This is a genomic window from Nocardioides szechwanensis, from assembly GCF_900103935.1.
Classification (GTDB): domain Bacteria; phylum Actinomycetota; class Actinomycetes; order Propionibacteriales; family Nocardioidaceae; genus Nocardioides; species Nocardioides szechwanensis.
Genome location: NZ_FNIC01000001.1, coordinates 712,773 through 738,793, shown reverse-complemented (window position 1 = coordinate 738,793; position 26,021 = coordinate 712,773). Strand labels below are relative to the sequence as shown.

The following is a 26,021-nucleotide window of genomic DNA, read 5'->3' as shown; positions in this document are numbered from 1 at the left end:
GCGTTCGTCTACGACCTGGGCACCGGCGGCCCCATGACCGACCTGGGCACCCTCGGCGGCACGACCAGTTCCGCCCATGGGGTGTCGGGTGACCTCGTGGTCGGCTACTCGACCACCGTCTCCGGCCAAAACCACGCCACTGTGTGGCGGCTCGGAGTGACCCCCGTGGCGGACCTGGCGGTGGCCAAGTCCGTGGACCGGCCGCTGGGCGAGCCGGGTCAGATCGTGGCGTACACGCTGCGGGTCACCAACGCCGGGCCCACCGCGGCCGGGTCGGTGACCTTGACCGACTCGCTCCCGGCTGGTCTGTCGTTCCACTCCGCCCCCGGGTGTGGTCACGCCGGCCAGACGGTGACCTGTGACCTGGGCACCGTCCCGGCCGCCGGTGAGGTGAGCGTGATCATCCGGGCGGTGGTCGACCCGGTCGCGCAAGGGGCCTCGCACAGCCACCAGCTCGAGGTGACGAAGCTCGAGTCCCACCTGTCCATCCCAGCCGGACAGACCGAGACCGCGACCACGACCTGCCCCATCGGGTACAACGCCGTGGACGGGTCCGTGCGCGTCGACCACGTCGACCAGGACACCGGCACCCTCGCGAATGTGATCGTGCTGGCCTCGAAGGCCACCGCCGACGGGCACGGCTGGACCGGCACCGTGCGCAACACCAGCACTGGAACGGCCCAGGTCAAGGTCAACACCGTGTGCCTGTCACCGACCACCACCTCCGGGGAGTCCCACACCCACGACGTGAACCTCGGCGGGTTCGTCACCGCCGAGAACGTCACCGGCACCCACACCCTGACCTGCCCCACCGGGGTCCCGGTCGCACCCGGGTTCGCGTTCGACTCCGGCCCCGGCCCCGTGTCCACGCAGCGGGCCGGCACCGGATGGGGCTTCGACGTCGGCACCGGGGTCGCGGACCTGTCTATCCGGTGCCTGTCCACCCGACTCGGTAGCACCGGTGGGCACAGCCACGACCTGGTGACCACCCACCTGACGGGCACCGCGAGCGTGCCAGCCGGTGGGACCGTGGAGCGGGCGTTGACCTGCCCGGTCGGGTTCAAGGGCATCACCGCCTGGGCCACCCTCGACGCCGGGCTGGTGCCGTTGGGCACCGACCCCCAGCCGATCACCCGGCTGTTCCGGTTCTACAACCCCACCAGCAGCGACCTGACCGCCGACTACGGACTGGGCTGTCTCGGGTTGCGTACCGGCAACGGCACCCTCACCAACACCGCCACCGTCACCGCCGCCACCCCCGACCCCGACCTGACCAACAACACCGACACCGCCACCATGGCGGTCACCCTTACCGGGGTCCACATCACCAGCCCACGCGTTCGGATCGTCAGCACCGGGAACCGGACGAGCGTCAAGACGCACCTGGCCAGCACCCGGACCCGCCTGGTCACCATCAAGCTCGTCGCGCTAGGACCCCTCGCTGGCACCAGCCTGGGCCGCGGTGACGTCCTGGCCCGCACCACCACCCGGCTCACCACCGGCGCCCACCCGGTCCGGCTCTCCGCCACCCGGGCCGGCACCCCCGTGCTGCGCCGACACCAGGTGCACACCGCGAAGCTCGTGGTCATCACCCCCGCCGGGGTCCGCACCACCCGTGAGGTCACCATCAAGTAGCCACCAGCCACCCACTCCTCCGCCCACCGCGACGGGGCGCGCCTCGAACCGCACGACCGCATCCGGGAACTTGGCGACGCCTCGGTCCCGTTCCGCTACGACACCCACGCGTTGTTCTTCTCCGAGGACGCCATCTCGTTAGAGAACGAGCTCCACAAGGCGTTCGCGGACCGGCGGGTGAACTTCGTCAACGAGCGGCGCGAGTTCTTTTCGCTACCCCGGCGCAGGTGCGGGCGCTGCTGCTCGAGAAGGTCGGGACTGTTGGAGTTCAGCGACGACTTCGAGGCGCTGGAATACCACCAGAGTCGGGGACGCTGGCCCAACCCTGTGTGACACAGCCCCCTTCGCGTAGAGGTGTGAGAACGACGCGCGACAACGGCCGCAGCAGATGTCGCTGGAACGCCCTGACATGGCGATGAGGGTGCAATCACGGACGCATGGGTCAACCTTCCCGCAACAGCGAATCTCGTCTAGACCGGCTGACGTCTGGTGTCGCAATCGGCCCCTATGGCTTCCTTGTGTGTCTTACTGGTGCCCAGTTAGCACCTCTCGGGCCTTGTGCGCTAGGTCTTGAGGGGGGAACTGATGCGTCGGTCAATGCTGGTCATCGGATTTGTTGTCTTGTCATGCTTGTCCGCGGTACCGCCGGCTCAAGCGGCCACGGCCGCCTACACCGCGACGGTGATCACGCCGGCGCCGCCCGCCAAACCGTTCACGGTGATCGACCCGACGTCTTTCTCAGGCTGGGACGTCTCCATGACGCCCCGCGCCCTGTACCGCGTCTACCACGCCAGGCCACGGCTCACGGTCGCCTGCAACCTCCAGGCAACCGGGGCGTTCTGCGGTCCCACGCGAACGGTCGTGGACTCCAGCGGCACCGACTTCAAGAGCCAGGGCAACTCCGGAACCCACATCATCGAGGCGAGCGGACGTCTCTACACTTGGGGAACACGCGTGCTCGACGCGTCTGCCGGTGTCGTCTGCATCGACACGAACCTCCCGGACACGACCCCCAACCCCTTCTGCGGCTACACGAAGATGACCGGAACCGGCGGGGCCGCCGTCAACGGCATCTACGGCACCGTCAGCAACCCCGTCCAGGTCGGCTCGAAGTGGTACGCCTTCAACTATGTCGCCGGCGCACCGTCCAGCTCCGCGACCGGGGCGAACACACTGCTCTGCTTCGACTTCGCCACCCTGGCCGCCTGCCCCGCCTCACCGATCTCCCTGGGAATCGCGGGCACCTTCCAACCGCCGTGGGGGGCCTCGTACGGGGCACCGGCGATCGCGCAGATCGGCGGAAATATCATCATCTCCTACATCACCTCGGCGGCCGCGATCACCTGCTGGGACCCGGCTACCGGCGCGGTGTGCGCAGGGTCCTGGCCAGTCGCCAACGCGCGAGCCAACGGCTACCGCGGCGCACCCTTCCCCGTCCTCGACACCGCGGGCGCCACCCGAGGGTTCTGCCTGGCCACCGGCAACCCGGCGGACTGCTACAACGTGACAGGTGGGGCACTGGCGATTCCTTTCGGCCTCACCTCGACTCTGCGGGAGAACCACAGGTTCAACGGCCCCGCCGTCATTCTTGGTGACCGCGTCTACCTCGCGAACGACGTCTACTCGAAAGTGCAGTGCTACGACTTCGGCTCCGCTGCGCCGTGCCCGAGCTTCCCGCGCCCGATAACCAGCATCTACACGGTCAACGCCGATCCGGCTCGGCCCTCGTGTCTTTGGGTCGTCAGCAACGTCGGGGTGGGCGGCAGCTCCGCGGTCACCCCCATGGACGCGTTCACCGGCAAGGAGTGCGACAGCGGCAGCATCCGCGTGCTCGCCTCCCCGGTGATCTCGCCTGCCGCCCAGTGCGTCCCGGACTCCTACACCCAACTGGCGATCCTCTCGCCCGATCGGACGACCTACACAGACGGCGCCGTCGCCTTCCTCGACGGCAACGGAGCACCCATCACGTCCATCGCCGACCGGCCCATCGGCGCAGACGGCACGGTCGACCTCACTGGCCTGAACCTCAACACCGCCGCCGGACTGCCCCAGTTCCTCATCACCTTGAACCATCCGACAACCACAACTCCGACGGCCGTCACCACAGAGCTGTCCTGGAACGGCGCCGACGCCCCGGAGTGCAACCCACCCGCACCACCGCCTGCCGCGGACCTCTCGCTCACCAAGAACGTCGACGTCAGCACCGCCGCCGCCGGGCAGACGGTGACCTACACCCTCACCGTCCACAACGCCGGCCCCGCCGACTCCCACGACGTCACCATCACCGATGCGCTACCCGCGGGCCTCACCTGGTCATCGAGCTCGCCCGGGTGCACCGGCACCACCACCGTGACATGCCAACTCAACACGGTGCCGTCGGGTGCCAGTCGCAGCGTCGTCATCCAGGCCACCGTCACGCCCCCACCCCCGCCCCCGCCCCCCACGACCGGCCCGACCGACCCGACCCTGACCCACCAGCTCGACGCCACCAAGGTCGAGGCCCACCTCTCCGTCGTCGGCCCCTCGACCGCCACACAGTCGGCGACCTGCCCGGACGGCTACCTCGCCACCGACGGCACCGTCCGCATCGACCACGTCGACGGCGGCACCCTGTCCGACGTCTCGGTCGTGTCCAGCGCCGCAACCCCGGACGGCACGGGATGGGCCGGCACCCTGACCAGTACCGCCACCGGCCAGGTCCAGGCAAAGGTCATCGTCGTGTGCCTCACCGACCACACCACGGCCACCCAGGGCCACGATCACGCCCTGACCGTCTCGGACCCGCTCCTCGAGTTCACCACCTGGTCGGGGCCCGGCGCCGAGACACAGCCGCTGAACTGTCCTGCCGGGGAGGTGGCCATCGCACCTTCCTACACCGACCTCACGGGGGCGCGGGTGACCTCGAACGAGCCGACCACGACGGGCTGGCAGTTCGGCGTCACCGCCCACGGACCGGGCGGGGGAACCTTTTCGATCCGCTGCCTGAGGTCCACGACAGCCAACGCGGCCGGGCACCACCACGCCCTGCGCCTGATCGAGCTCGAGGACACCCTCACCGTGGACGCCGGCTCCGGAACCGAGTCCGCCCTGACCTGCGCGGACCAGGCCAAGGGCATCGTGGCCGACTACACGTCGATGGCACTGTCGCTGGGGACCGACCCGCAGCCGAAGACACGCCTCTTCCGCTTCCACAACCCGACCTCCGAAGAGCTGGACGCCGGCATCGGCCTGCTGTGCCTCGAGGTGCGCACCGGCGGAGCCACGACGAACTCTCCCGTGACCACCCCCACGGAGCCGACCTCCGTCACGGTCACCAACGAGGCGCGCGTCACCGCCTCAACGAACGACCCGTCGCCGGGCGACAACACCGCGACCGCGTCCTTCACCGCCACCTCTGGCCCTGCCCCGGTCGTGCTACTTGCGCGGGCGGCGACGGTGACCACCACGAGGGCGGGCGACACGGTGGTCTCCGTGCGGGTGCGCTGCAACGCCAGGTGCGCCTTCTCGGCGCGGTTGCTCGCCCTCGCCAACGCCGGGTCCCGGATCCACCTGGGCGACGTCCTGGCCCGTGGTCGCGACCGGTCACGAGCGGGGACCACGATCACCGTACGCCTGCGGGCAACCCACGGGGCCGGCCGGCTCCTGCGCAAGGATCGGATCCACCGAGCCCGACTGGTCGTCACGCTCGCGGACGGGACTCGGCTGAGCCGGAACGTTCGCCTGCGCTGACTCAAAGCCGCAGCCATGTCGCGGTGACGTCGGGGACCGCGGGTACGTCGAACTCACTGGGTCGCAGTCCGAAGGGGTGCGCGTGAGCCGCCTCCTGGCCATGGGCAACATGAACCATCCGCACATGGCATTCCGCGCGGTTCGCGACCGGGGGTGGTCAAGCTGCGACCGCGACAGGACGCCGGCGGGCTTGTTCTCGTGACAGGTGGCGCAGCGTCGTGGCGATGCACGCGAGCTGAAGCCAGCCGGTCGCCGACGAGGTGGTGTTCTCGAACGACTTCGCCAGGCGGCGGGAGCGTCCGAGGCGGCCGTTGGCGACCTCGACGCGCCAGGCGTGTCGGATGGGGCGGAAGACCGGCTGCTTGTCGTCCCACCCGACCCGGCGGACCTCGACGTCGTGGTCTCGGCCGAGTGCGCGGGCCGCGGTCGCGGTGACGCCCCGGTCCACCAGGACCAGCTCGAGCCGGCCGGTGACGCCTTGCTGGGTCAGGTGCTCCAGCATCAACTCGCTGGCCCGGTTCTCGTGCGTGGAGGCGGGCACGACCAGCGCACCCACCGGGAGACCGGTCACATCGACCGCGACCACACGCTTCGCGCCCTTGGTGCGGCCGTAGGGGCCGCCGCGGTCATGGAAGGTGAACCCACCGTTCGAGGCGCCGCGGGCCAGGTGGGTGTCGATGACGATCATCGAGGGCGCCGCCTCCGCCCTCCCATCCTCTTGGCGTGCCGCCGCGTGCAACACCGTCAGGACCTGCGCCCAGGTGCCGTTGCGTGACCAGCGGCGGAACTGCGACCAGACCCGGGTCCACGGCCCGAACGACGCCGGGAGGTAGCGCCACTGGCAGCCTGTCTGGGCGATGTACAGCATCGCGTCCACCACACTCCGGAGGTCCTTGGCATGCTTGCGGCCGCGCTTGCCCGGCGCGCTGAACACCGGCCCCAGCAGGTCCCACTGGTCATCGGTCAGGTCACTTGGGTACGTCACGCCCCGCACGGTGACCACGCGAACCGTCCGTGCAATAGGGACACACCCAGTCAGACACACGACCCGTCGAGGGTGGTCATGTCGCGAACGTAGCTCGGCCTGCTGAGGTGGTTTCGAGGCTCGCTGCGCTCGCACCTCAACCACCGTAGGGGTCAGCGGGCGAGCAGCTGACCGATGCCGTTGGTGAGCTTGACGACGTAGAAGCCCGAGTTGCCGTCGGTGTACCAGACGGAGCGACCCTTCACGTCCCACGCGGGCTGGGACAGGGCATTGGCTCCCGCTTTCAGCGGCGCAGCGCTGTCGACCGGCCGGTTGAAGTAGCCGATCTCCTTGGGGTGCGTGAGGTCGCGGATGTCGAAGAGGCGCAAGCCGGAGGCGATCATCGAGCAGCCCACGATGCGGGGGTTCTGCTGGTAGGGCGCCGAGCAGTAGTGCGCCGCGTAGCCACCCACCGGGCTGCTGGCCCCGGGGTCGTTGAACGCTGCCCGGCGACTGGCGGGCTGGTGGACCTGGAGCCGAAGGTTGGAGATCACCCGGGGCCGCCGCGGGTCGGTCACGTCGATGATCCGGGCAGCGCCGACCGCGGCGTCGGCGAAGCTGGTGGGGCCGAAGTTGGCGAACTCGTCGACCTGGAGGACATAGCTGCGCCCGGCGCGCCGGAACGGCTGCGCCACCTGGGGGATCGAGCCCTCGCGCCACGTCAGGTCCGAAAGGACGCGGATGGAGGGGTCGGCCTCGCGGGCCTGGACCTCGCTCACGTCGATGACCCGCAGCCCCTCGCCGGGGAAGGTGCCGTCGGAGATGTCGTTGCTGATGTTGGAGGCATACATCGTGCGCCCGTCGGGCGAGAAGCGCAGGCCGTGGAAGTTGACGCCGTCCTGCCGGAAGACCTGCCGCGGGGACCGCGGGCTGCTCACGTCGATGGCCACGAGCGTCTGGCCGACCGAGCTGGCCGCCCAGTAGGTCTTCCCGTCAGGCGACCAGCCGCTCTCGTGCCCCAGGACCGCACTGGGCGTGGCCGACAGCAGCTTCGGCTGGCGGCAGTCGTCACGGATGTCGTAGATCTCCAGGATGCCCACGTTGGTCGTGGCGTTGCCGAGCACGCCGGCAAGCAGCCCCCGCCGGGGCTCGACGAGCAGCGACTCGTGTGGGCTGAGCATCGCGGGCGTCTTGAGGGTGGCGGTCGTGCGCGGCCGCGCCGGGTCGCTCATGTCCAGCACGATGACGCCGAAGCCCGACCTGACCTGGAACAAGGAGTCGAGAGGGAAGGTGCGGGTCGAGTCGTAGTAGGCGCAGGTGTGCCCGCGGCGGTCGGTGTAGCGCAGGGTCTTGAAGCCGCCCGTGCCGCCATGGTGCGCCACGAGCCGGGTGTTGCACTGGTAACCCCGCTTGACCCGGCCGGAGTCGTAGTCGCGCTGCGGCACCCGGCCCTGGACGTCGGTCTCGGGACGCGCCCCGGGGCCGCACTTCGCCTCGGGCACGGCGGAGGGGAACGACGAGCCCTCCGCACTGAGGATCCCCGAAACGGTGAGACCGGCCCCGGCGCTCGCGAGGCTGACGGCGACGACGAGCAGTCGTCGTAGGGCAGAACGGCGCGGATGTGTGTCGGTCATCACCATGTGAGTGTCAACGACGCTGCCGCCGTACGGCTACCTTCAGCCGCTGATCTTGTCCAGCCTGCGGACGGTCTCCTCGAACTCGGAGACCAGGTCGGCCATCACGTCGGCCACCGGGCGCACCTCGTTCATCCGGCCGACGATCTGACCGATCGGCATCGAGATGACGTCGGGGTCGTTGGCCGCGCTGATCCGGTTGTGCGCCCCTGCTACGAGCAGGTTCTGCAGGGGCATCGGCAGCGGCTGCGGAGCACCCTCCTCGGCCCAGGCCTCGGTCCACTTGGTCTTGAGCAGCCTGGCCGGCTTGCCGGTGTAGACCCGCGTGCGCACCGTGTCGCTGCTGGTGGCGCGCGTGAAGGCCGTCTCCCAGGCCTCGCTGTTGGCGGCACCCATCAGCTGGTACTCCTGCGTACCGAGCCAGATCGAGCCCATCCACGCGCCCTGCGAGCCGAGCGCGAGCGACGCCGCGATCTGGCGCCCGGAGCCGATGCCGCCGGCACCGAGGACGGGTACGTCGGGCCCAACGGCGTCAACGATGTCGGGCTGGAGCACCATGCTGGCCACCTCGCCGGTGTGGCCGCCGGCCTCGTAGCCCTGCGCGACGATGATGTCGACGCCGTTGGCGACGTGGCTCAGCGCGTGCTTGGCGGCGCCGGCGAGCGCGGCGACCTTGATGCCGTGCTCGTGGCACTTCTCGATCACGTCGACCGGCGGGGAGCCGAGCGCGTTGGCGATCAGCACCGGGCGGTGCTGGAGCGCGACGTCGAGGTGCGAGCGGGCCACGGAGTGCAGCCAGCCGAGCACGCCCTCGCGGCCCTCACCCTCGGGCAGCGGCGGGACGCCGAGCCTGAGCAGCGTCTCGTCGACGAACTTCCTGTGCTCCTCCGGGATCATCGCGCCCAGGTCGAGCGAGGTGCCCTCGGTGGGGATCTTCATCGGCATCACGATGTCGACGCCGTAGGGCTTGCCGTCGGTGTTGTCGTCGAGCCAGGTCAGGGTCTTCTCGAGCTCGGCGGCGTCGTTGAAGCGCACGCAGCCGAGCACGCCCAGGCCACCGGCCCGCGACACCGCGGCCGCGACGTGCTCGGAGGGCGTGAACGCGAAGATCGGGTAGTCGATCCCGAACTGGTCGCAGAGAGGGGTACGCATCAGGCGCCAGCCCCTGCGGTCGAGGCCAGGGCCAGCTCCTTGGCGCGCGGGTACTGCGCCTTGCCCGTGGCGTTGCGCGGGATCTCGTCGACCAGGGTCACCGCACGAGGCAGCTTGTAGCCGGACAGCGAGCCGCGCAGGAACTCGCGCAGCTCGTCGAGCGTAACGCTCTGGCCCTCACGGGGCTGGACGACCGCGGCGACGGCCTGGCCGTACTTCTCGTCGGGGATGCCGACGACCAGGCAGTCGTAGACGGCGGGGTGGCCCTTGATCGCCATCTCCACCTCCTCCGGGTAGACCTTCTCGCCGCCGGTGTTGACGCAGTTGGAGCCGCGACCGAGCAGGGTGACCCGCCCGTCGGTCTCGATCCGCGCGAAGTCACCGGGCACCGAGTAGCGCGCGCCGTCGATCTGGAGGAACGTCTTGGCGGACTTCTCCGGGTCCTTGTAGTAGCCGACCGGCACCGATCCGCCGCGGCCGAGCCGGCCGATCTTGCCGACGTTGGTGGCCAGGTCCATCACGTGGTCGTCGTCGTCGATCACGACGCTCGCCGGGCCCAGGCCGACGACCGGTCCATCGCTGCTGATCGCGTCCTTGTCCTGCATGCCCATGCCCTGGAAGCCGGTCTCGGACGCACCGACGGAGTCGGTGAAGATGCTGTTGGGGAACGCCGCCATCCAGCGGTGCTTGACCGGCGGGCTGAAGATCGCGGCGCTGCTGGAGATCGCGAACAGCGAGGAGCCGTCGTACGGCGTGCCCGTCGCGGCCTTGCGCTCGAACTCCTCGATCAGGGGGCGCGCCATCGCGTCGCCGGTCATGAAGATCAGCTGGACGCCCTCGCGCTCGATGACCTCCCAGGTGCGCTGGGGGTCGAACTTCGGCTCGAGGATCGTCAGGTGGCCGGCGAACAGGTGCATCAGCAGGCCGGCCTGGGCGCCGCCGTGCATGAGCGGGCTCAGCGGGAACGTCACCATCCGCGGCTCGGTGGCCTGCTTGGACTGGTCGTACTCCTCCAGCGGCTCGCCGCTATAGAAGTCGATGCCGCCGCCGAGCACCCGCCAGAAGTCCTCGTGGCGCCACATGACGCCCTTGGGGAAGCCGGTCGTGCCGCCGGTGTAGATGATGTGCAGGTCGTCCTTGCTGCGCTCCTCGAAGTCACGCTCGGCGCTCTGGTCGGCGAGCGCGTCGTCGAGCAGGACGCCGCCGAAGGAGGAGATGTCGGAGTCGTTGTCGGGGTCGAGGACGTCGGGGATCACCACGAAGGTCTTGAGCTTCTCGTGGTTGGGCGCGCACGCGGCGACCAACGGGGCGTAGGTGCGCTCGTGGATGAGCGCGACGACGTCGGCGTTGTCGAAGAGGTAGTTGAGCTCGCCCTCGACGTAGCGGTAGTTGACGTTGATGTTGACGGCCCGGATCTTGACGATGGCCAGCACCGCCACGACGTGCTCGACGCTGTTCTTGGCGTAGATGGCGACGTGGTCGCCCGGCTTCACCCCCTGGGCCTGCAGGTAGTGCGCCAACCGGTTGGAGTCCCGCTCCAGGTCGGCATAGGTCACGACCCGGTCCCCCACCTTCACAGCAGGGTTGTCGGGGGCCGCGTCGACGGCGTGTTCGAAGAGATCAGCGATGTTGAGGGCCACGCCGCGAGACTAGAACACGTTCTTGTTTTTCGCTAGCCTCACGCCCATGACCAGCGATGCCTCCCCCGAGTCCCAGCCGCACTGCCTCGTCGAACAGGTGGGCCACAAGCTCGTCGTGACCATGAACCGGCCCGAGGCGCGCAACGCGCTGTCCGGCGAGATGATGGCGATCATGGAGGAGGCCTGGGACCGGGCCAACGACGATGACACCGTCCGGGCGGTCATCCTCACCGGCGCGGGCGGCTTCTTCTGCGCCGGCATGGACCTGAAGGCGGCGACCAAGCGCTCGCCCGACGAGAGCTTCAAGTCCGGCTTCGACCCGTCGGTGATCAAGGGCCTGCTGAAGGGCTTCCGGCTCACCAAGCCGCTGATCGCGGCGGTGGAGGGCCCCGCGGTGGCCGGCGGCACGGAGATCCTCCAGGGCACCGACATCCGGATCGCGGGCGAGTCGGCCCGCTTCGGCGTGGCCGAGGCCAAGTGGAGCCTCTACCCGATGGGCGGCTCCGCCGTACGTCTCCCCCGGCAGATCCCCTACACCGTTGCCCTCGACCTGCTGCTGACCGGCCGGCTGGTCAAAGCCCCCGAGGCCAAGGAGATCGGGCTGATCGGGCACGTCGTCCCCGACGGCGAGGCACTCGCGAAGGCCCACGAGATCGCCGACCTCATCTGCGCGAACGGCCCCCTGGCGGTCCAGGCCATCCTCAAGACCGTCCGCGACTCCGAGGGCAAGCACGAGGAGGACTGCTGGGCCGACGACGCCAAGGTCGGCATGGCCGTCTTCGCCTCCAACGACGCGAAGGAGGGGCCGCGGGCGTTCTCCGAGAAGCGCGCCCCTCAGTTCACCGGGACCTGAGCGCCGCGCCGAGCCACGCGAGCTGGCGGGTGCGCTGGCAGGCCTCCCCGCCCTCGTGGTCGTTGTACTCGTAGACCCTGATCTCCTTGGGGCCCGCGTAGGCGTTGTAGGCGGCGAACACCGTCGACGGCGGGCAGGTCAGGTCCATCAGTGCCACCGAGAACAGCGCGGGGGCGGTGGCGAGCCGGGCCAGCACCGCGACGTCGAAGTAGGCCAACGTCGTGAAGGCCTGCTCCACACGGTCGCGCTGGGCGCCCAGGTAGCGCACCAGCTCGAGGTAGGGCTCGGCCTGGGCGACGGAGGCGGCGCGCCGCAGGTCGCACAGGAACGGTACGTCGCACAGCAGCGCCGCGACGGACGACGGCGCGAGGGCGGCCACCGCGGCCGCGAGGGCACCGCCCTGGCTGCCGCCGGCCACGGCCACCCGCGAGCCGTCGACGAGGTCGTGGCCGCGCAGCACGTCGAGCGCCGCCACGGAGTCGGCGTAGGCGCGGCGGTAGTAGTAGTTGAGCGGGTCGTCGATGCCGCGAGTCAGGAACCCCGGCTGGGACGGGGCCGAGCCGACCGGGTCGGGGGTGGCGCCGGTGGTCCAGCCGCTCCCCTGGCCCCGGGTGTCGACCGTGAGGTGTGCGTAGCCGGCGGTCGCCCAGAAGACGTGCTCGTGCACGAGGCCGCGCCCGCCGTTGTAGCCCTGGTACTGCACGACGCCGGGCAGCGGCGAGCCCGACCGCAACGGTGCGGCGGGTAGGTGCAGCCAGGCGCGCACCGGGTGGCCGCCGAAGCCGGCGAACGTGACGTCGTAGCTCTCCACGGCCACGAGCCCCGAGTCGACCCTGGTGAACGTCGGCGCCTCCGCGGCGGCGGCCGCGCTGAGCAGCGTCTCGGCCCAGAACTCCGCGAGGTCGTCCGGTACGTCGAGGTTGGGACGGTAGTCCCGGGCCTGCTCGAGTGGCCAGTCGTAGTGCATCAGCGCGGTTGCATCAGAGCGTCTGGAGGGTCACGGAGGGCACCAGCTCGCGGTCGGTGCCCACCCGGCGTACGGGGCCGACGAGCTCCTGTGGCAGCACCGCCCGGATGTCCGCGCTCGAGGCCCCGACCCTCAGCTCGACCGCTCCCGGCTCGACGATGCGCGCGAGGTCGTGGCCGGTGAAGGAGGTGAGGTCGGCGTGGAGCGTGAAGCGCACGCGCGTGCGCTCGCCTGGCTGCAGGTCGACGCGACTGACCGCGACGAGCTGTTGCACCGGACGCACCACGGAGGCACAGGGGTCGTGGAGGTAGACCTGCACGACCTCCGACACCGCCCGCTCGGCGTCGTTGGCGAGCTCGACCTCGACCTCGCAGGTGCCGTCGGTGTCCCACTGCGACCCGCTGGCCGAGACCGGCCCCCAGGTGGCTGACGCGTAGGACAGCCCGTGGCCGAAGGGGTACAGCGCGGTCGGGTCGACGACGCTGACATCGGTGAGCTGGCCGAGCGTGGACGCGAGGTAGGTCGACGGCTGCGCGTCGCCGGCGCCGGGGAAGCTCACCGGCAGGCGGCCGGACGGGTTGACCGTGCCGTCGAGCACGTCGGCGATGGCGCGGGCGCCCTCCTCCCCGGGGAAGAAGCCGCACACGAGCCCCGCGAGCCGCGCGGCCTGGCGGCTGAGGTCGTAGGGGCGACCGACGAGCAGCACCGCGACGACCGGCGTACCGGTGGCGAGCAGGGCCTCGAGCAGCTCCTCCTGGCGGCCGGGCAGACGGAGGTCCGCGACGTCGCAGCCCTCCCCCGACGTGCCCTTGCCGAACAGGCCGGCCTGGTCGCCCAGGACCGCGACGCAGACGTCGGCCGCGGCGGCGGTGGCCACCGCCGCCTCGATGTCGGCGTCGTCGCCGCCCAGGACCGGGCAGCCGAGCGCGTAGCTGACGTCGAAAGTGTCGCTCAGGGCCTCGCGGACCGTGCGGATCTCCAGCCCGGCCTCGACGTCCTGGTGGTGGACCAGCACGTGGAGCGGGAACGAGTAGCAGCCCAGCATCGCGTGGGAGGTGTCCGCACGCGGCCCGACGACCGCGACCCGCGCGCCCTCGTGCAGCGGCAGGGTGCCGTCGTTGGCGAGGAGTACGACGGACCGGCGCGCGAGGTCGAGCGCTAGCGCGCGGAACTCCGGTGGGTCGAGGTCGACGTCGACCGGCTCCTCGGGCGCCCAGCCGGGGTCGAGCAGGCCGAGCTCGCACTTCTGGCGGAGCACCCGGGTCAGGGCCCGGTCGACGAGGGCCTCGTCGACGACCCCGTCGGCGATGCCCTTCAGGAGGGGCTCGCCGAAGGCGTTGGTCGAGGGCAGCTCCACGTCGATCCCGGCCTGGAGCGCCAGCCGGGCCGCCTGCGTCGGGCTGTCGGCGACGTGGTGGAGGCTGTGCAGGAACGCGACGGAGAAGTAGTCGGCGGCTACCGTCCCGGTGAAGCCCAGGCGGTCGCGCAGCAGGGTGGTCAGCAGTCCGGCGTCGGCCGCCGACGGCACGCCGTCGAGGTCGTTGTAGGAGTTCATCACCGAGCGGGCGCCCGCTCGCAACGCCATCTCGAAGGGCGGCAGGAAGACGTCGGCCAGCTCGCGCGGGCCGATCGAGACCGGGCCGAGGTTGCGCCCCGCCCGCGACGCGGAGTAGCCCATGAAGTGCTTGAGCGTCGCGACCACGCCACCGCTCTCGAGGCCGCGCACGTAGGCGCTCCCGACCAGCCCGACCAGGAACGGGTCCTCTCCGAGGGTCTCCTCGACCCGGCCCCAGCGCAGGTCCCGGACGACGTCGAGGACCGGCGCCAGCCCCTGGTGCACCCCGAGGCTGCGCATGGACGCCGCGATCTGGGAACCCATCCGCTCCACGATCACGGGGTCGAAGGTGGCCGCCCAGCACAAGGGCGAGGGATAGATCGTGGCCCGCCACACGGCCACACCGGTGAGGCACTCCTCGTGCGCCAGCGCCGGGATCCCGAACCGGTTGGCGGCCATCACGTCGCGCTGCCGCTCACCCGCGATCTTGAGGCCGTCACGTGGCTCGAGGGGTCCGGTCCCGAAGGTCCTGGTGAGCTGACCGAGGCCGTCGGCGATGACCTCCTCCCAGGGCGGGAGCTGCCCCATGGTCTCGCGCAGCATCGGCGCCATCCCGCCCGCGTCGGGGTCGAGCCACCAGATCCCCTGGAGCTGCTTCACCTTCTCGGCGACCGTCATCCGGCCGACGAGGTCGGCCACCCGCTCGTCCGTGGTTGCGGTCGGGTCACGCCAGAGGTCGCTCATGATGTCGCTTTCAGTGCTGCGGTCGATCGCCTCTCGACGAGAGTGGTCGACAGGGTGGGGTGGGTGTCGGCGGGTTCCTCGCCGGCGACGAGGGCCATCAGCATCTCGACGGCGTCGTGGCCCATCTGCCGGATCGGCTGCTGGACGGTCGTCAGCGGCGGGTCGGCGAGCGCGGAGTCGGGGATGTTGTCGAAGCCGACCACCGAGAGCCGGCCCGGCACGTCGATCCCGAGCTCGGCGGCGACCTCGAGGGTGGCCAGCGCGGAGAGGTCGTTGGCCGCGAAGATCGCGGTCGGAGGATCCGGCAGCGTCAGCAGCTCCCGCGCCCCGATGCGCCCCTGCTCGGGCTCGAACGCGCCGAGGCGCAGCAGCGCCTCGTCGACGGGTACGCCGGCAGCGGCGTGCGCCTCGCGGTAGCCCTTCTCGCGCAGCCGCGCGGACACCAGGTCACTGCGGCCCGTCAGCATCCCGATCCGCCGATGACCGAGGCCCAGCAGGTGGTCGACGGCCAGGCGTCCACCCTGGAGGTTGTCGGCGGTGACCGTGGGCAGCGGCGAACGGCCGGTGTGCGGGTCGATCGCGACGATCGGACCGTCGTACTTCACGTCGGTGACGGTCGGGGTGACCAGCACGGCGCCGTCGACCAGGGTGCCCATGACCCGCGAGAGGTAGCGGCGCTCCCACCCGACCTGCTCGTCGACGCGACCACCGGCGGAGTAGGCGACCAGCTCGTAGCCGGTGCCGCGGATCGCGTCGGCCGCGCCCTTGAGGACCTCGGTGCTGAAGGGCTCGAAGTCGGCGACCAGCACACCGAGGACGTTGGTGCGGCGGTTGCGCAGGCTGCGGGCGATCAGGCTGGCCTCGTAGCCAAGCCGGTTGACGACCTCGGTGACGGTCTCCGAGGTGTGGCTGGACACGCCATACCGTCCGTTCAGGACCTTCGAGACCGTCGAGACGGATACGCCGGCCTCGGCGGCGACCTGCTGCATCGTCACCCGACCGCCGTTCTGGGTCGCGTCCACAGCGGCCGTCCTCTCCGATGCGCCAGTGCCGTTCGTGGGGCCGCTCATCCCTTCACCGCGCCCTGTAGGCCACCGACGATGCGTCGCTGCAGCGCCAGGAACAAGATGAGCGCCGGGATCATCGAGATCGTGGTGAACGCGAAGACCCCCGCGGTGTCAGCGGAGTACTGGGTGGAGTAGTCAGCGACGCCGAGAGGGAGCGTACGCATCTCCGACTGGAGCAGCAGCAACGGGAGCAGATAGGCGTTCCACGAGCCGACGAACGCCAGCACTCCGACCGTGATCAGCGCCGGCTTCGACAGTGGGATCGCCAACCACCAGAAGATGCCGATCCGCGAGGCACCGTCGATGGTGGCCGCCTCCTCGAGCTCCTTGGGGATCGCCATCAGGAAGGGGCGCAGGATCACCACGGTGATTGGCAGGGCGAACGCCGCCTGGGGCAGCGCCACCCCCCACCAGGTGTTGCCCAGCTGCAGGTCGCGGGTCACCAGGATGAACAGCGGGATGATCGCGACGGCGGCGGGGAAGAGCAGGCCGAGGACGAAGACCATGAAGAGGGACTCGCGGAACTTGAACTGGTAACGCGCGAGCGGGTAGGCGGCCATCACTCCGCAGATCACGGCCACGGCGGTCGTGATCAGCGCGATCATCGTGGAGTTGAAGGCGTAGCGCCAGAAGTCGGGGTTGGTGACGACACCCTCGTAGTTGCGCAGCAGCCACGGGTCGGGCAGGCCGGCCGGCTTGTCCGCGATCTGCCCGTTGCTGCGGAAGCCGCCCAGCGCGCCGTACAGCACCGGACCGAGGGTGAGTGCCACGACCACCAGGGCGATCACGTAGGTGAGCGGGCCACCGGAGCCGAAGGGCCGCGTCGCGCGGGACCTCATGTCGTCGTCCTCCTCGGGACTCGGGGGCTCATCGGTCGCTCGCGCTGTCTCGGCGAAGGATCAGCAGCTGGTAGGCCAGCGCCATCACGAAGCCGATGACGAAGAGCACCACCGACGCCGCCCCGGCGATGCCGTAGTTGCCGCCCTGGGTGCCCTGGTTGATCAGGTAGGTCGCCATGGTCGTGGTCGCGTTGGCGGGGCCGCCCCCGGTCAGCACCCACACCATGTCGAAGAGCTGCAGGGACCCGATCATGGAGAGGAAGCACCAGGTCCGGATGGTCGGGCCCAGCAACGGGATCGCGACCCGGCGCTGCACCTGCCACCAGCTGGCGCCGTCGAGCTGGGCGGCCTCGTAGAGCTCCTCGGGCACGCCCTGCAGGCCGGCCAGGAACAGCAGGACCGCGAGGCCGAGATACTTCCACGTCAGGACGACGAACATCGTCGGCAGCGCGAGCTCGGGGGTCCCGAGGAACCCTTGCTCCGGAGGCGTCAGCCCCACGGCCGAGATGATCCCGTCCACGGTGCCGTAGTTGGGCTGGAGCAGCTGGAACCAGACGACGCCCGCGATCACCTCGGCGAGCACGTAGGGGACGAAGACGATCGTGCGCAGCAGCCCACGGCCCCTGATCCTGCGGTTGAGCAGCACCGCGATCGCCAGCCCGAGCGGCAGCTGCACCACGATCGAGGCGACCACGATGATGAAGTTGTGCGTGACCGCCTGGGTGAACACGTCGTCGGTCAATACCCGCTCGTAGTTGCGCAGGCCGACGAAGTCATCCATCGGGCCGAAGCCCTTCCACCGGTAGAACGACATCCGCACCGCCGAGATGACCGGCCAGACGACGAACACCGCCATCAGCGCCAGCGCGGGCGAGACGAAGAAGACGACCTCCAGCCGCTGTCGCCAGCGGCCGCCTCCCGGAGACGGAGCCACCCGGCGCGTGGTTCCGCGCCGGGTGGACTCCTTCTCGCGTGCGGGTGCCGCCGGCAGTGCGGCGCCCTGGTGAGACACGGTCAGCTCACTTCTCCTCGTCGGCGGCCGCCTGCGTGGCCGCGACGACATCCTCGGGTGAGGCCTGGCCAGCGAGCAACAGTGCGATCTCGTCGTTCATCGCATTGCCCACCGACGTGCCGAACGCGGTGTCGAAGTAGAGCTGCACGTAGGACGCTGCGTCACGCACCTGGAGCAGGTCCGCGAGGGCCGGGTCGGACACTGCAGGGTTGGCCGCAGGGTTCGTCGGGAGGCCCATGTCGTTCTCCGCGAAGCCCGTCTGGACCTCGTCGGACAGCAGGTACTTGACCAGGTCGACCGCCAGGTCGGGGGCCCCTTCCGAGACCGCCCAGGCGTCGCCACCGCCCAGAGCGGCAGTGGGTTCACCCGCGCCACCCTCGACTGCGGGGAACGCGAACCATCCGGTCTTGTCACCCAGGCCCTCGCCGTCCTCGGTGAGGCCCTGCATCACGCCCGGCTCCCAGTGGCCGGCGAGCTCCATGGCCACCTTGCCCGTCGCCAGGAGACCCGAGGCCGAGGTGGCCCCTTCCTGCGCCACGGTGCTGAGGAAGCCGTCGTTGAAGGGCTCGGTGTCCAGGAGGTCCTGGAGGACCTCTCCTGCCTGCACGAAGCACTCGTCGGAGAAGTCCAGGGTGCCGACGGCGTCGGTGAGGGTCTCCTCGGAGCACGAGCGCAGCGCCGTGTAGTACCAGTAGTGGGCCGCGGGCCACTTGTCGCCGGCGCCGACCGAGATCGGCTGGATGTCGGCGGCCTTCAGCTTCTCGACCGCGTCGTAGAGCTGCTCCATCGTGGTCGGGGCCTCGGTGATGCCCGCCTGCTCGAAGAGCTCGGTGTTGTACCAGAAGCCCACGACCCCGATCGAGAACGGGAGCGCGTAGGTCTGTCCGTCGACCTGCCAGCCGGCGACAGAGCCGCCGACCTTGCCGATCTCCTCGGCCGCGTCGTCGCTGATGTCGCGCACCAGGCCGGCCTCGACGTGGTCGGAGAGCTCCCCGCCGCCACGCTCCATGTAGATGTCGGGCAGGTCACCGCTCTGGAACGCGGCGGCGAGCTTGTCGACCATGTCCTCGTGGGCCATGGCCTCGATCTCGACCGTCACCCCGGGGTTGTCGGCCTCGAAGTCCTTGGCCACCTGTTCGTAGTAGCCCTTGCCGGGCTCGTTGTTCGAGTTGTGCCACCAGGTGATCGTCTTGTCGTCGCCGTCACCTGACGAGTCGTCACCACCGCACGCGGCGGCGAAAACCATCGCCCCGGCGCAGAGCGCGGCGAGAGCCGCGCGTCGAGTCTTCGACCTCATTGGGAATCCTCCATTCCGGCCCACGCCACAGTGGGACGTTTCGTCCACCTTCTTGCGCTCAAGGGCGTCTGTCAATCGTTATCGATAACGATTTCCACATCAGTCGAAATCGGGTCGTACTGGCCCAGACCAGGAGGTCTCGCCGGGGCGGCCTGACCGCCCCGGCGGCGTGCCACCCCTGGCGACTCGTCGCCTAGCCTGTGCCGGTGATGTCAGCACTCTTCGGCGGCGGGTTCCTGCTGCTCTTCCTCGGGTTCTTCGCTCTCGTGATCGTCCTGATCGTCGTGGGGGTCGTCCAGAACAAGAAGCGGCGCGAGGCCCTCACGGCGTTCGCCGGGGCGCGCGGCTGGACCATGCGCGAGTCGGACCCCAGCCTGGTGGGGCGCTTTGGCGGCCACCCGTTCGACACCGGCGACTCCCGGCGCGCGACCAACTGCCTCTACGGCTCGCACGACGGCCGGCACGTGGTGGCGTTCGACTACCAGTACCAGACCACGAGCGGCACCGGCGAGGACCGGCGTACGACGACCCATAGCTACTCGGTCGTCGCGATGTCGCTCGGGACCGTGATGCCGCGCCTGGCAGTGTCGCCGGAGGGCGCGGTCGGACGGTTCTTCGGCCGCCTCACCAACAAGGACATCGAGCTGGAGTCCGAGGACTTCAACCGCGCGTTCACCGTCACCGCCGACGACCGCCGCTTCGCCTCGGACGTGCTCCACCCGCAGATGATGCAGATGCTGCTCCAGTGGCCCGGCCTGGGCTGGCGCTTCGAGGGCGACTCGATGCTGGTCATCCGGTCTGGCAGCCACCAGCCGTCCGAGATCGACGCGACCCTGGCCGTCATGGACGCGATCACCGACCAGGTGCCCGACTTCGTGTGGCGCCAGCTGAAGGGGCAGTGATGACCGCCTACCTCCTGTACGCCGCCGGCGGCCTGGTCCTGGTCGTCGGGCTGAGCCTGGTCGTGATGTACAACCGCTTCGTGCGGCAGCGCACCCTCGTCGACGAGTCGTGGGGCGGGATCGACGTCGAGCTGACGCGGCGCCACGAGCTGATCCCCAACCTGGTCGAGACCGTGCGCGGCTACGCCGCCCACGAGCAGGCCGTGCTGGCCGAGCTGGTCGCCGCGCGCGAGGCGGCGACCGCCCACTCGCAGGACAACCCGACGCAGCGCCAGACCTACGAAGACACCCTGGGCGGTGCCCTCAGCCAGGTCCTGGTCCGTGCCGAGGCCTACCCCGACCTCAAGGCCAACCAGAACTTCCTGCACCTGCAGCACGAGCTCACCAACACCGAGGACCGGATCGCCGCCAGCCGCCGCTTCTACAACGGCAACGTGCGCGCCTACACCACGCGGGTCCGCACGTTCCCGTCCAACGTCGTCGCCGCGATGTTCGGCTTCGAGGCCCGCGAGTTCTTCGAGCTGCGCGACCAGGCCGCCGCTCTCCCCCCAGCCGTCTGACCCCACCCTGCGCCGAGTCGGCGCTTGTGCACGCTCGAATTCGCGCGAGTCGGCGCTTAGCGCGTGCACGAGCGCCCACTCGGCGTCGTACAGCCGTGCACAGGCGCCGACTCGGGGAGTTAGACGGGGGTGATGGGGATCGACCGGCGGGGCTCGAACTCGAACGCGGAGCCGGTGCTGAAGCGGGTGACGGCCACCTCGCCGGCCTCCGGCGCCGCCTCGTCACGTCGTACGACGTGAGCGGTCCAGGCCTCGCGCGTGCCGGTGACCTCCACGTCGAGATGCGCATCGACACCGCGGACCAGCGCCTGGAGCGCGCTCGGGTCGTCGGGTCCGCAGAGCGCGACCCAGCCACCGTCCTCGGACGCGGGCGACGAACCCACGGTGACCGACGAGTCGCCGACCACGGCGTTGTTGTAGGCGGCCGGGTTGAGCAGCGGGTGCAGCTCGAGGACGCGCACGGCGCCGGCGACGCCGTCCGGCAGCCGCAGCGCCCGATGGATCCGCTCCGCGGCGAGGCCGGCGATCCCGACCAGCTGCTTGCGGCAGATCTCCGCAGCCTGGGCCTCGTCGGCGCGGGCGCGGACAGCCACCTCGAACGACAGGTTGAGCAGGTGCATCTGGAGGCACACCTCGTCGGCGATCCGCACCAGCGCGGAGTGCGAGAACGCGCCGAAGTCGACGTCGGACAGCAGCGGCCCCGAGTAGTCGGCCGCCCCCTCGTCGGCCGGGTCGATCGGGTCGAGCGCGACGGTCGCGGCGTGTTTCTCGATGACCTCGTAGTAGGCCGGCAGCGGCTCGACGGGTGGGAAGGACTCGTCGATGGTGACCGTCCAGCGGCAGTGCGGGTGCTGGTCGGGCGACGACCTCGGTGGCCGGTGGACCGGGCGCACCTGCGCCTTCGCGTTGGTCGCGACGGCGGTCGCGTCGAACGTCGGGTCCTCGATGTCGTGGCACATGGACACGACGTACGACTCCCCCATCGGCTCGACGTCCATGAGCGCGCCGCAGTGGTCGAGGTGGAACTCGCCGTGCCACGGGTCGTGCACGGTGTAGCGGAAGTCCATGAACTGCGGCGGCGCCCCGATGTCGAGCTGCAGCCCCTTGAAGATGGTGACCACGTCGGTGCCTCGGTAGCGCAGCGCGTCCTGCATGCGCCGGGTGTAGATCGGCGACGCGCCCGACCACTCCTCGATGGCGACCTGAGCCATCTCCTCGCGACCCCACGCCGAGATGCACCACGCCATCCCGGACCTGTCGATGAGCTGCCCGATCAGGAGCAGCTCAGGCACCAGGGTCGCGAGCTCGTCACGCGTGAGCGACGCGTAGCGACTAGCCAACGGACCGCTCGCCCGTCCAGTACTGCGCCCGGAGCGCCTTCTTGTCCGGCTTGCCGAGGCCGGTCAGCGGCAACGCGTCGGTCGCGATGATCTGCTTGGGGGCCTGCACGGCGCCCTTGCGGTCCTTGACCATCTGCTTGATCTCGGCGTCGACCTCGTCGGTCAGCTCCGCTCCGGGACGGAGTACGACGATCGCGGTCACCGCCTCGCCCCACTTCTCGTCGGGAGTGCCGATCACGCCCACCTGGGCGATCGCCGGGTGCTCGGCGACGACGTCCTCGACCTCGCGCGGAAAGACGTTGAACCCGCCGGTGACGATCATGTCCTTCGTGCGGTCGACGATGTACCAGAAGCCGTCCTCGTCCTCCCGCGCCACGTCGCCGGTGTGCATCCACCCGTCGCGGAACGTCTCGGCGGTCTCGTCGGGCAGGTTCCAGTAGCCGCCGGCCAGCAGTGACCCGGACACGCAGATCTCGCCCGGCTCCCCCACCGGCACCGGCTGGCCGTCCTCGCCGAGCAGCGCCGTGCGGATGAAGGCCGACGGGCGGCCGCACGACGAGAGCCGACTGTCGTCGCCGGTCACGTGGTCGTCCTTGGCGAGGTAGGTGATCACCATCGGCGCCTCGGACTGGCCGTAGTACTGCGCGAAGATCGGCCCGAAGCGGTCGATCGCCTCCTTGAGCCGCACCGGGTTGATCGCGGACGCGCCGTAGTAGACGGTCTCGAGCGACGACAGGTCGCGGGTGTGGGAGTCGGGGTGGTCCATCAGCGCGTAGAGCATCGACGGCACCAGCATCGTGGCCGTGATCTTCTGCTCCTCGATCGTCTTCAACACCTCGGCGGGGTCGAAGCGCGACAGCACGTAGAGCGAGCCGCCCTTGATCACCGTCGGCACGAAGAACGCCGCCCCCGCGTGCGACAGCGGCGTGCACATGAGGAAGCGAGGGTTCTCCGGCCACTCCCACTCGGCGAGCTGGACCTGGGTCATCGTCGCCATCGCCGCCGACGTGCCGATCACGCCCTTGGGCTTGCCGGTCGTGCCCCCGGTGTAGGTGATCGAGACGATGTGGTCGGGCGGGAGTACCTTCGCCTGGAGCGGCTGGGCGTCGTACGTCGCCGCCGTCGCCACCAGGTCCGTGCCGATGCGCTTCAGCTCGTCGGGCACCGGCCCGATCGTCAGCACCTGGGTCAGCCCGGGGCACTTCTCCAGCAGCGCGAGCGCCCGCTCGGTGAAGTACGGGTCGATGATCAACGTCGTGATGCCGGCGTCGTTGATGACGTAGGCGTGGTCGTCGGCCGAGCCGAGCGGGTGCAGCGACGTGCGCCGGTAGCCCTGGGTCTGGCCGGCGCCGAGGATGAACAGCACCTCCGGCCGGTTGAGCGCCAGCAACGCGGCCGACGTACCGGTCCCCGCGCCCAGCGCCTCGAACGCCTGGACGTAGCGCGACATCTGCTCGGCGACCTCACCACCCTTCAGCGTGGTGTCGCCGAGGTACATGACGGGCTTGTCCTTGTGCCGCTTCAGGGCGGCCACCATCAGGTTGCCGTTGTGCGTGCCGGTCCGCAGGTTGTCGTCGCTCACCGGAGCAGACTAGAACGTGTTCTAGGTTGGGGCAACGGGGGCGCGCTCAGACGTCTGCGACGAGCGGGGCGACCTCGGTGCCGAGGAGCTCGATGCCGCGCAGCAGATCGGCGTGGGCCAGGCGCGGGTTGGTCATCTGCAGCGACAGCCGGTCGACGCCGCCGAGCTGGTCGGCGACCCGGCGGATCTTGTCGGCGACCGTCTGCGGGTCGCCCATGAAGAAGGCGCCGTTGGGGCCGGAGGTCGCGTCGAACTGCGCCCGGGTGGGCCGCGGGAAGCCGCGCTCGCGGGAGACCTTGGTGAACATCTCCTCCCAGCCGGGGTAGATCGTGTCGGCGGCCGCCTGGGCGCTCTCGGCGACGAACCCGAAGACGTGGAGCCCCACCTGGAGCTGCTCCGTGGGGTGGCCCGCCTGGGCGCCGGCGCGCCGGTAGAGCTCGACGAGCGGACCGAACTGGCGCGGCTCCCCGCCGATGATCGCGACCATGAGCGGGAGCCCCAGCAGCCCGGCGCGGGCGAACGACTCCGGCGTACCGCCGACGCCGACCCAGATCGGGAGCGGGTCCTGCAGCGGGCGCGGGTAGACCCGCTGGCGGACCAGGGCGGGCCGGTGCCGCCCGGACCAGGTGACCTCTTCCTGGTCCCGGATCTGGAGCAGCAGCTCGAGCTTCTCGGTGAAGAGCGAGTCGTAGTCGGCGAGGTCGAGCCCGAACAGCGGGAACGCCTCGGTGAACGAGCCACGGCCCACCACCAGGTCGATCCGGCCCTTCGAGATCAGGTCCAGGGTCGCGAACTGCTGGAAGACGCGCACCGGGTCGGCCGCGGAGAGCACGGTCACCGCGCTGCCCAGGCGGATCCGCTCGGTGCGCGCGGCCGCGGCGGCGAGGATCACCGGCGGCGCGGAGTCGTAGTACTCGCTGCGGTGGTGCTCGCCGATCCCGAAGGAGTAGAGCCCGGACCGGTCGGCCAGCTCGATCTCCTCCAGCAGGTGCGCCATCCGCTCGGCCGGGCCGACGACGTGCCCGTCGGTCGGGTCGGTGACGGTGGAGACGAAGCTGTCGACGCCTACGTGCATCAGTCCTCCCAGCCACTGAGGTCGGTGGGTACGTCGACCGCGTGCCGCTGGAGGACGTCGATCGGGACGATCGCGAGGACCGCCTCGTGGGTAGCGGCGAGGACGACGTGCGAGGGATGGCCGGCGTCGTACGCCCTGGCCCAGTTGACGGCGGTGACGCACCACCGGTCCCCCGGGTTCAGCCCCGGGAAGCCGTAGAGCGGCATCGGCGTCGACAGGTCGTTGCCGATGCTGCGCTGGTGCTCGAGGAAGTCGGCCGTCACGACCGCGCAGATCGTGTGGCTGCCGAGGTCCTCCGGGCCGGTGCTGCAGAAGCCGTCGCGGTAGAAGCCCGTCAGCGGGTCGGTGCCGCACTCCTCCAGCGCACCCCCGAGAACGTTGCGGTCGACCACCCGGTCAGGCTAGTACCTCAGCGATGGTGCGCACCTCGGCGGCGTCGCGGCAGCTCAGCAGCAGCGTGGTCACGCCGGTCTCCTCCCACTGGGCGGCGCGCTCCTTGACCTCGGAGGCGGTGCCGATGATGTGCATGTCGTCGACCAGCTCGTCCGGGATCAGCGCCACCGCGCGGTCCTTCTCACCCTCGAGGTAGAGCTTCTGCACCTCGTCGGCGAGCGCCTCGTGGCCCATCCGCTCGAAGACCTGCTTGTGGAAGTTCGGGTCCTTGGCACCCATGCCGCCCATGTAGAGCGCGACGATCGGCTTCATCCCGTTGATCACCGCGGCCTTCTCCGCAGGCCCCGAGACGATCTGGACGTGGCAGGTCGCGGCGATCTCGAAGTCGGCGCGGGTACGTCGTGCGCCCGGCCGCGCGAACCCCTCATCGAGCCACGGCTGGTACATCGCCGCGGAGTTGGGCGTGTAGAAGATCGGGATCCAGCCGTCGGCGATCTCGGCGGTCTGGGCGACGTTCTTGGGTCCCTCGGCGCCGAGCCAGATCGGGATGTCCGCGCGCAGCGGGTGCACGATCGGCTTGAGCGGCTTGCCCAGGCCGACGGAGCCGGGGCCGTTGAACGGCAGCGGGTAGTGGGGTCCGTCGTTGGTGACCTTCTCCTCGCGGGCGAGGACCTGGCGGATGATGTCGACGACCTCGCGGGTGCGGGCCAGCGGCTTGGAGAACGGCTGGCCGTACCAGCCCTCCACGACCTGCGGGCCGCTCACACCCATGCCGAGCACGACGCGGCCGCCGCTCAGGTGGTCGAGGGTCAGGGCGTGCATAGCGATGGAGGTCGGGGCGCGGCCCGACATCTGCACGATCGAGGTGCCGAGGCGGACCCGGGAGGTCTCCCGGCCCCACCACGCCAGCGGCGTGAACGCGTCGGAGCCCCAGGCCTCCGCGGTGAAGATCGCGTCGAAGCCCGCGTCCTCCGCCGCCGCGACGAGCTCCGCCGTACCCGTCGGCGGCTGGGCGCCCCAGTAGCCGAGCTGCAATCCAAGTTTCATGCGAACACCCTCCCAGACGGCTTGTCGGAAAATC

20 protein-coding genes and 1 pseudogene are annotated in these 26,021 nt (G+C 70.2%); 6 read left to right on the top strand and 15 right to left on the bottom strand.

Annotated features, from left to right (window positions below; all coding sequences use genetic code 11):
• From BLR90_RS03570 to BLR90_RS03560, 3 genes and pseudogenes are all read left to right on the top strand, one after another.
• The coding region (locus BLR90_RS03570) for a DUF11 domain-containing protein (RefSeq protein ID WP_218126867.1) at window positions 1-1,635 on the top strand (1,635 nt) is incomplete at its 5' end.
• A 57-nt stretch (window positions 1,636-1,692) separates the two neighbouring features.
• Window positions 1,693-1,968, top strand: a pseudogene (locus BLR90_RS03565) (GIY-YIG nuclease family protein); the annotation flags it as partial.
• A gap of 297 nt (window positions 1,969-2,265) precedes the next feature.
• Window positions 2,266-5,364 (top strand): DUF11 domain-containing protein, encoded by a 3,099-nt coding sequence (locus BLR90_RS03560; RefSeq protein WP_170254191.1) that lies wholly within the window; start codon window positions 2,266-2,268, stop codon window positions 5,362-5,364.
• 157 nt (window positions 5,365-5,521) lie between these two features.
• On the opposite strand, the gene BLR90_RS20870 is transcribed toward BLR90_RS03560, so the two are convergent.
• The 4 genes from BLR90_RS20870 to BLR90_RS03545 form a co-directional block, all read right to left on the bottom strand.
• The gene (locus BLR90_RS20870; RefSeq protein ID WP_170254192.1) at window positions 5,522-6,349 is read right to left on the bottom strand and encodes an IS5 family transposase; all 828 of its coding nucleotides are present in this window, start codon (window positions 6,347-6,349) and stop codon (window positions 5,522-5,524) included.
• A gap of 152 nt (window positions 6,350-6,501) precedes the next feature.
• Window positions 6,502-7,962, bottom strand: a complete 1,461-nt coding sequence (locus BLR90_RS20865) for an LVIVD repeat-containing protein (protein WP_170254193.1) — start codon at window positions 7,960-7,962, stop codon at window positions 6,502-6,504.
• A gap of 42 nt (window positions 7,963-8,004) precedes the next feature.
• Complete coding sequence (locus BLR90_RS03550) at window positions 8,005-9,114, bottom strand: NAD(P)H-dependent flavin oxidoreductase (RefSeq protein WP_091022583.1); 1,110 nt, start codon at window positions 9,112-9,114, stop codon at window positions 8,005-8,007.
• The gene (locus tag BLR90_RS03545) at window positions 9,114-10,754 is read right to left on the bottom strand and encodes an acyl-CoA synthetase (protein ID WP_091022581.1); all 1,641 of its coding nucleotides are present in this window, start codon (window positions 10,752-10,754) and stop codon (window positions 9,114-9,116) included. Before BLR90_RS03545 ends, BLR90_RS03550 begins: the two co-directional genes overlap by 1 nt.
• Window positions 10,755-10,800: 46 nt before the next feature.
• Here BLR90_RS03545 and BLR90_RS03540 point away from each other — a divergent pair, with 46 nt between their 5' ends.
• Window positions 10,801-11,607: a crotonase/enoyl-CoA hydratase family protein gene (locus BLR90_RS03540; protein ID WP_091022579.1), complete on the top strand. Its 807-nt coding sequence runs from the start codon at window positions 10,801-10,803 to the stop codon at window positions 11,605-11,607.
• On the opposite strand, the gene BLR90_RS03535 is transcribed toward BLR90_RS03540, so the two are convergent.
• The 6 genes from BLR90_RS03535 to BLR90_RS03510 are packed head-to-tail and all read right to left on the bottom strand — an operon-like array spanning window position 11,594 to window position 19,088.
• On the bottom strand, window positions 11,594-12,574 hold the full coding sequence (locus tag BLR90_RS03535) for an acetylxylan esterase (RefSeq protein ID WP_091022578.1): 981 nt from the start codon (window positions 12,572-12,574) through the stop codon (window positions 11,594-11,596). The two genes, BLR90_RS03540 and BLR90_RS03535, sit on opposite strands and share 14 nt — an antisense overlap.
• A gap of 13 nt (window positions 12,575-12,587) precedes the next feature.
• A complete protein-coding gene (locus tag BLR90_RS03530) occupies window positions 12,588-14,873 on the bottom strand; it encodes a glycoside hydrolase family 3 N-terminal domain-containing protein (protein WP_091022576.1) in 2,286 nt (761 codons plus the stop codon).
• Entirely contained in the window at window positions 14,870-15,895 is a 1,026-nt protein-coding gene (locus BLR90_RS03525) for a LacI family DNA-binding transcriptional regulator (protein ID WP_245715132.1), read from the bottom strand. Before BLR90_RS03525 ends, BLR90_RS03530 begins: the two co-directional genes overlap by 4 nt.
• A 44-nt stretch (window positions 15,896-15,939) precedes the next feature.
• A complete protein-coding gene (locus tag BLR90_RS03520) occupies window positions 15,940-16,779 on the bottom strand; it encodes a carbohydrate ABC transporter permease (protein ID WP_091022574.1) in 840 nt (279 codons plus the stop codon).
• Window positions 16,780-16,807: 28 nt separating this feature from the next.
• Window positions 16,808-17,791 (bottom strand): carbohydrate ABC transporter permease, encoded by a 984-nt coding sequence (locus BLR90_RS03515; RefSeq protein WP_245715131.1) that lies wholly within the window; start codon window positions 17,789-17,791, stop codon window positions 16,808-16,810.
• Window positions 17,792-17,798: 7 nt separating this feature from the next.
• A complete protein-coding gene (locus tag BLR90_RS03510; protein WP_091022570.1) occupies window positions 17,799-19,088 on the bottom strand; it encodes an extracellular solute-binding protein in 1,290 nt (429 codons plus the stop codon).
• A gap of 209 nt (window positions 19,089-19,297) precedes the next feature.
• Between BLR90_RS03510 and BLR90_RS03505 the strand changes: the two genes are divergently transcribed.
• Entirely contained in the window at window positions 19,298-19,990 is a 693-nt protein-coding gene (locus BLR90_RS03505; protein WP_147212922.1) for a DUF3137 domain-containing protein, read from the top strand.
• Entirely contained in the window at window positions 19,990-20,550 is a 561-nt protein-coding gene (locus BLR90_RS03500) for a LemA family protein (RefSeq protein ID WP_091023230.1), read from the top strand. The genes BLR90_RS03505 and BLR90_RS03500 overlap by 1 nt, the downstream gene beginning before the upstream one ends.
• Window positions 20,551-20,669: 119 nt before the next feature.
• Here BLR90_RS03500 and BLR90_RS03495 read toward each other — a convergent pair whose 3' ends face one another.
• The 5 genes from BLR90_RS03495 to BLR90_RS03475 are packed head-to-tail and all read right to left on the bottom strand — an operon-like array spanning window position 20,670 to window position 25,987.
• Window positions 20,670-21,890 carry a hypothetical protein gene (locus BLR90_RS03495; RefSeq protein ID WP_091022566.1) on the bottom strand — a complete coding sequence of 407 codons (1,221 nt, stop codon included), beginning with the start codon at window positions 21,888-21,890 and terminating at the stop codon, window positions 20,670-20,672.
• A complete protein-coding gene (fadD8, locus tag BLR90_RS03490; protein WP_091022565.1) occupies window positions 21,883-23,472 on the bottom strand; it encodes a fatty-acid--CoA ligase FadD8 in 1,590 nt (529 codons plus the stop codon). The genes BLR90_RS03495 and fadD8 overlap by 8 nt, the downstream gene beginning before the upstream one ends.
• 46 nt (window positions 23,473-23,518) lie before the next feature.
• On the bottom strand, window positions 23,519-24,547 hold the full coding sequence (locus BLR90_RS03485) for an LLM class flavin-dependent oxidoreductase (protein ID WP_091022563.1): 1,029 nt from the start codon (window positions 24,545-24,547) through the stop codon (window positions 23,519-23,521).
• Entirely contained in the window at window positions 24,547-24,939 is a 393-nt protein-coding gene (locus BLR90_RS03480) for a DUF2237 family protein (RefSeq protein WP_091022561.1), read from the bottom strand. The genes BLR90_RS03485 and BLR90_RS03480 overlap by 1 nt, the downstream gene beginning before the upstream one ends.
• Window positions 24,940-24,943: 4 nt before the next feature.
• On the bottom strand, window positions 24,944-25,987 hold the full coding sequence (locus BLR90_RS03475) for an LLM class F420-dependent oxidoreductase (protein WP_091022559.1): 1,044 nt from the start codon (window positions 25,985-25,987) through the stop codon (window positions 24,944-24,946).
• Window positions 25,988-26,021 lie beyond the last annotated feature (34 nt).

Coding starts and splice junctions, on each gene's coding strand:
- BLR90_RS20865 (WP_170254193.1), bottom strand. CDS start 7,962: ATGACCGACACACATCCGCGCCGTTCTGCCCTACGACGACTGCTCGTC.
- BLR90_RS03550 (WP_091022583.1), bottom strand. CDS start 9,114: ATGCGTACCCCTCTCTGCGACCAGTTCGGGATCGACTACCCGATCTTC.
- BLR90_RS03540 (WP_091022579.1), top strand. CDS start 10,801: ATGACCAGCGATGCCTCCCCCGAGTCCCAGCCGCACTGCCTCGTCGAA.
- BLR90_RS03535 (WP_091022578.1), bottom strand. CDS start 12,574: ATGCACTACGACTGGCCACTCGAGCAGGCCCGGGACTACCGTCCCAAC.
- BLR90_RS03530 (WP_091022576.1), bottom strand. CDS start 14,873: ATGAGCGACCTCTGGCGTGACCCGACCGCAACCACGGACGAGCGGGTG.
- BLR90_RS03520 (WP_091022574.1), bottom strand. CDS start 16,779: ATGAGGTCCCGCGCGACGCGGCCCTTCGGCTCCGGTGGCCCGCTCACC.
- BLR90_RS03510 (WP_091022570.1), bottom strand. CDS start 19,088: ATGAGGTCGAAGACTCGACGCGCGGCTCTCGCCGCGCTCTGCGCCGGG.
- BLR90_RS03505 (WP_147212922.1), top strand. CDS start 19,298: ATGTCAGCACTCTTCGGCGGCGGGTTCCTGCTGCTCTTCCTCGGGTTC.
- BLR90_RS03500 (WP_091023230.1), top strand. CDS start 19,990: ATGACCGCCTACCTCCTGTACGCCGCCGGCGGCCTGGTCCTGGTCGTC.
- BLR90_RS03485 (WP_091022563.1), bottom strand. CDS start 24,547: ATGCACGTAGGCGTCGACAGCTTCGTCTCCACCGTCACCGACCCGACC.
- BLR90_RS03475 (WP_091022559.1), bottom strand. CDS start 25,987: ATGAAACTTGGATTGCAGCTCGGCTACTGGGGCGCCCAGCCGCCGACG.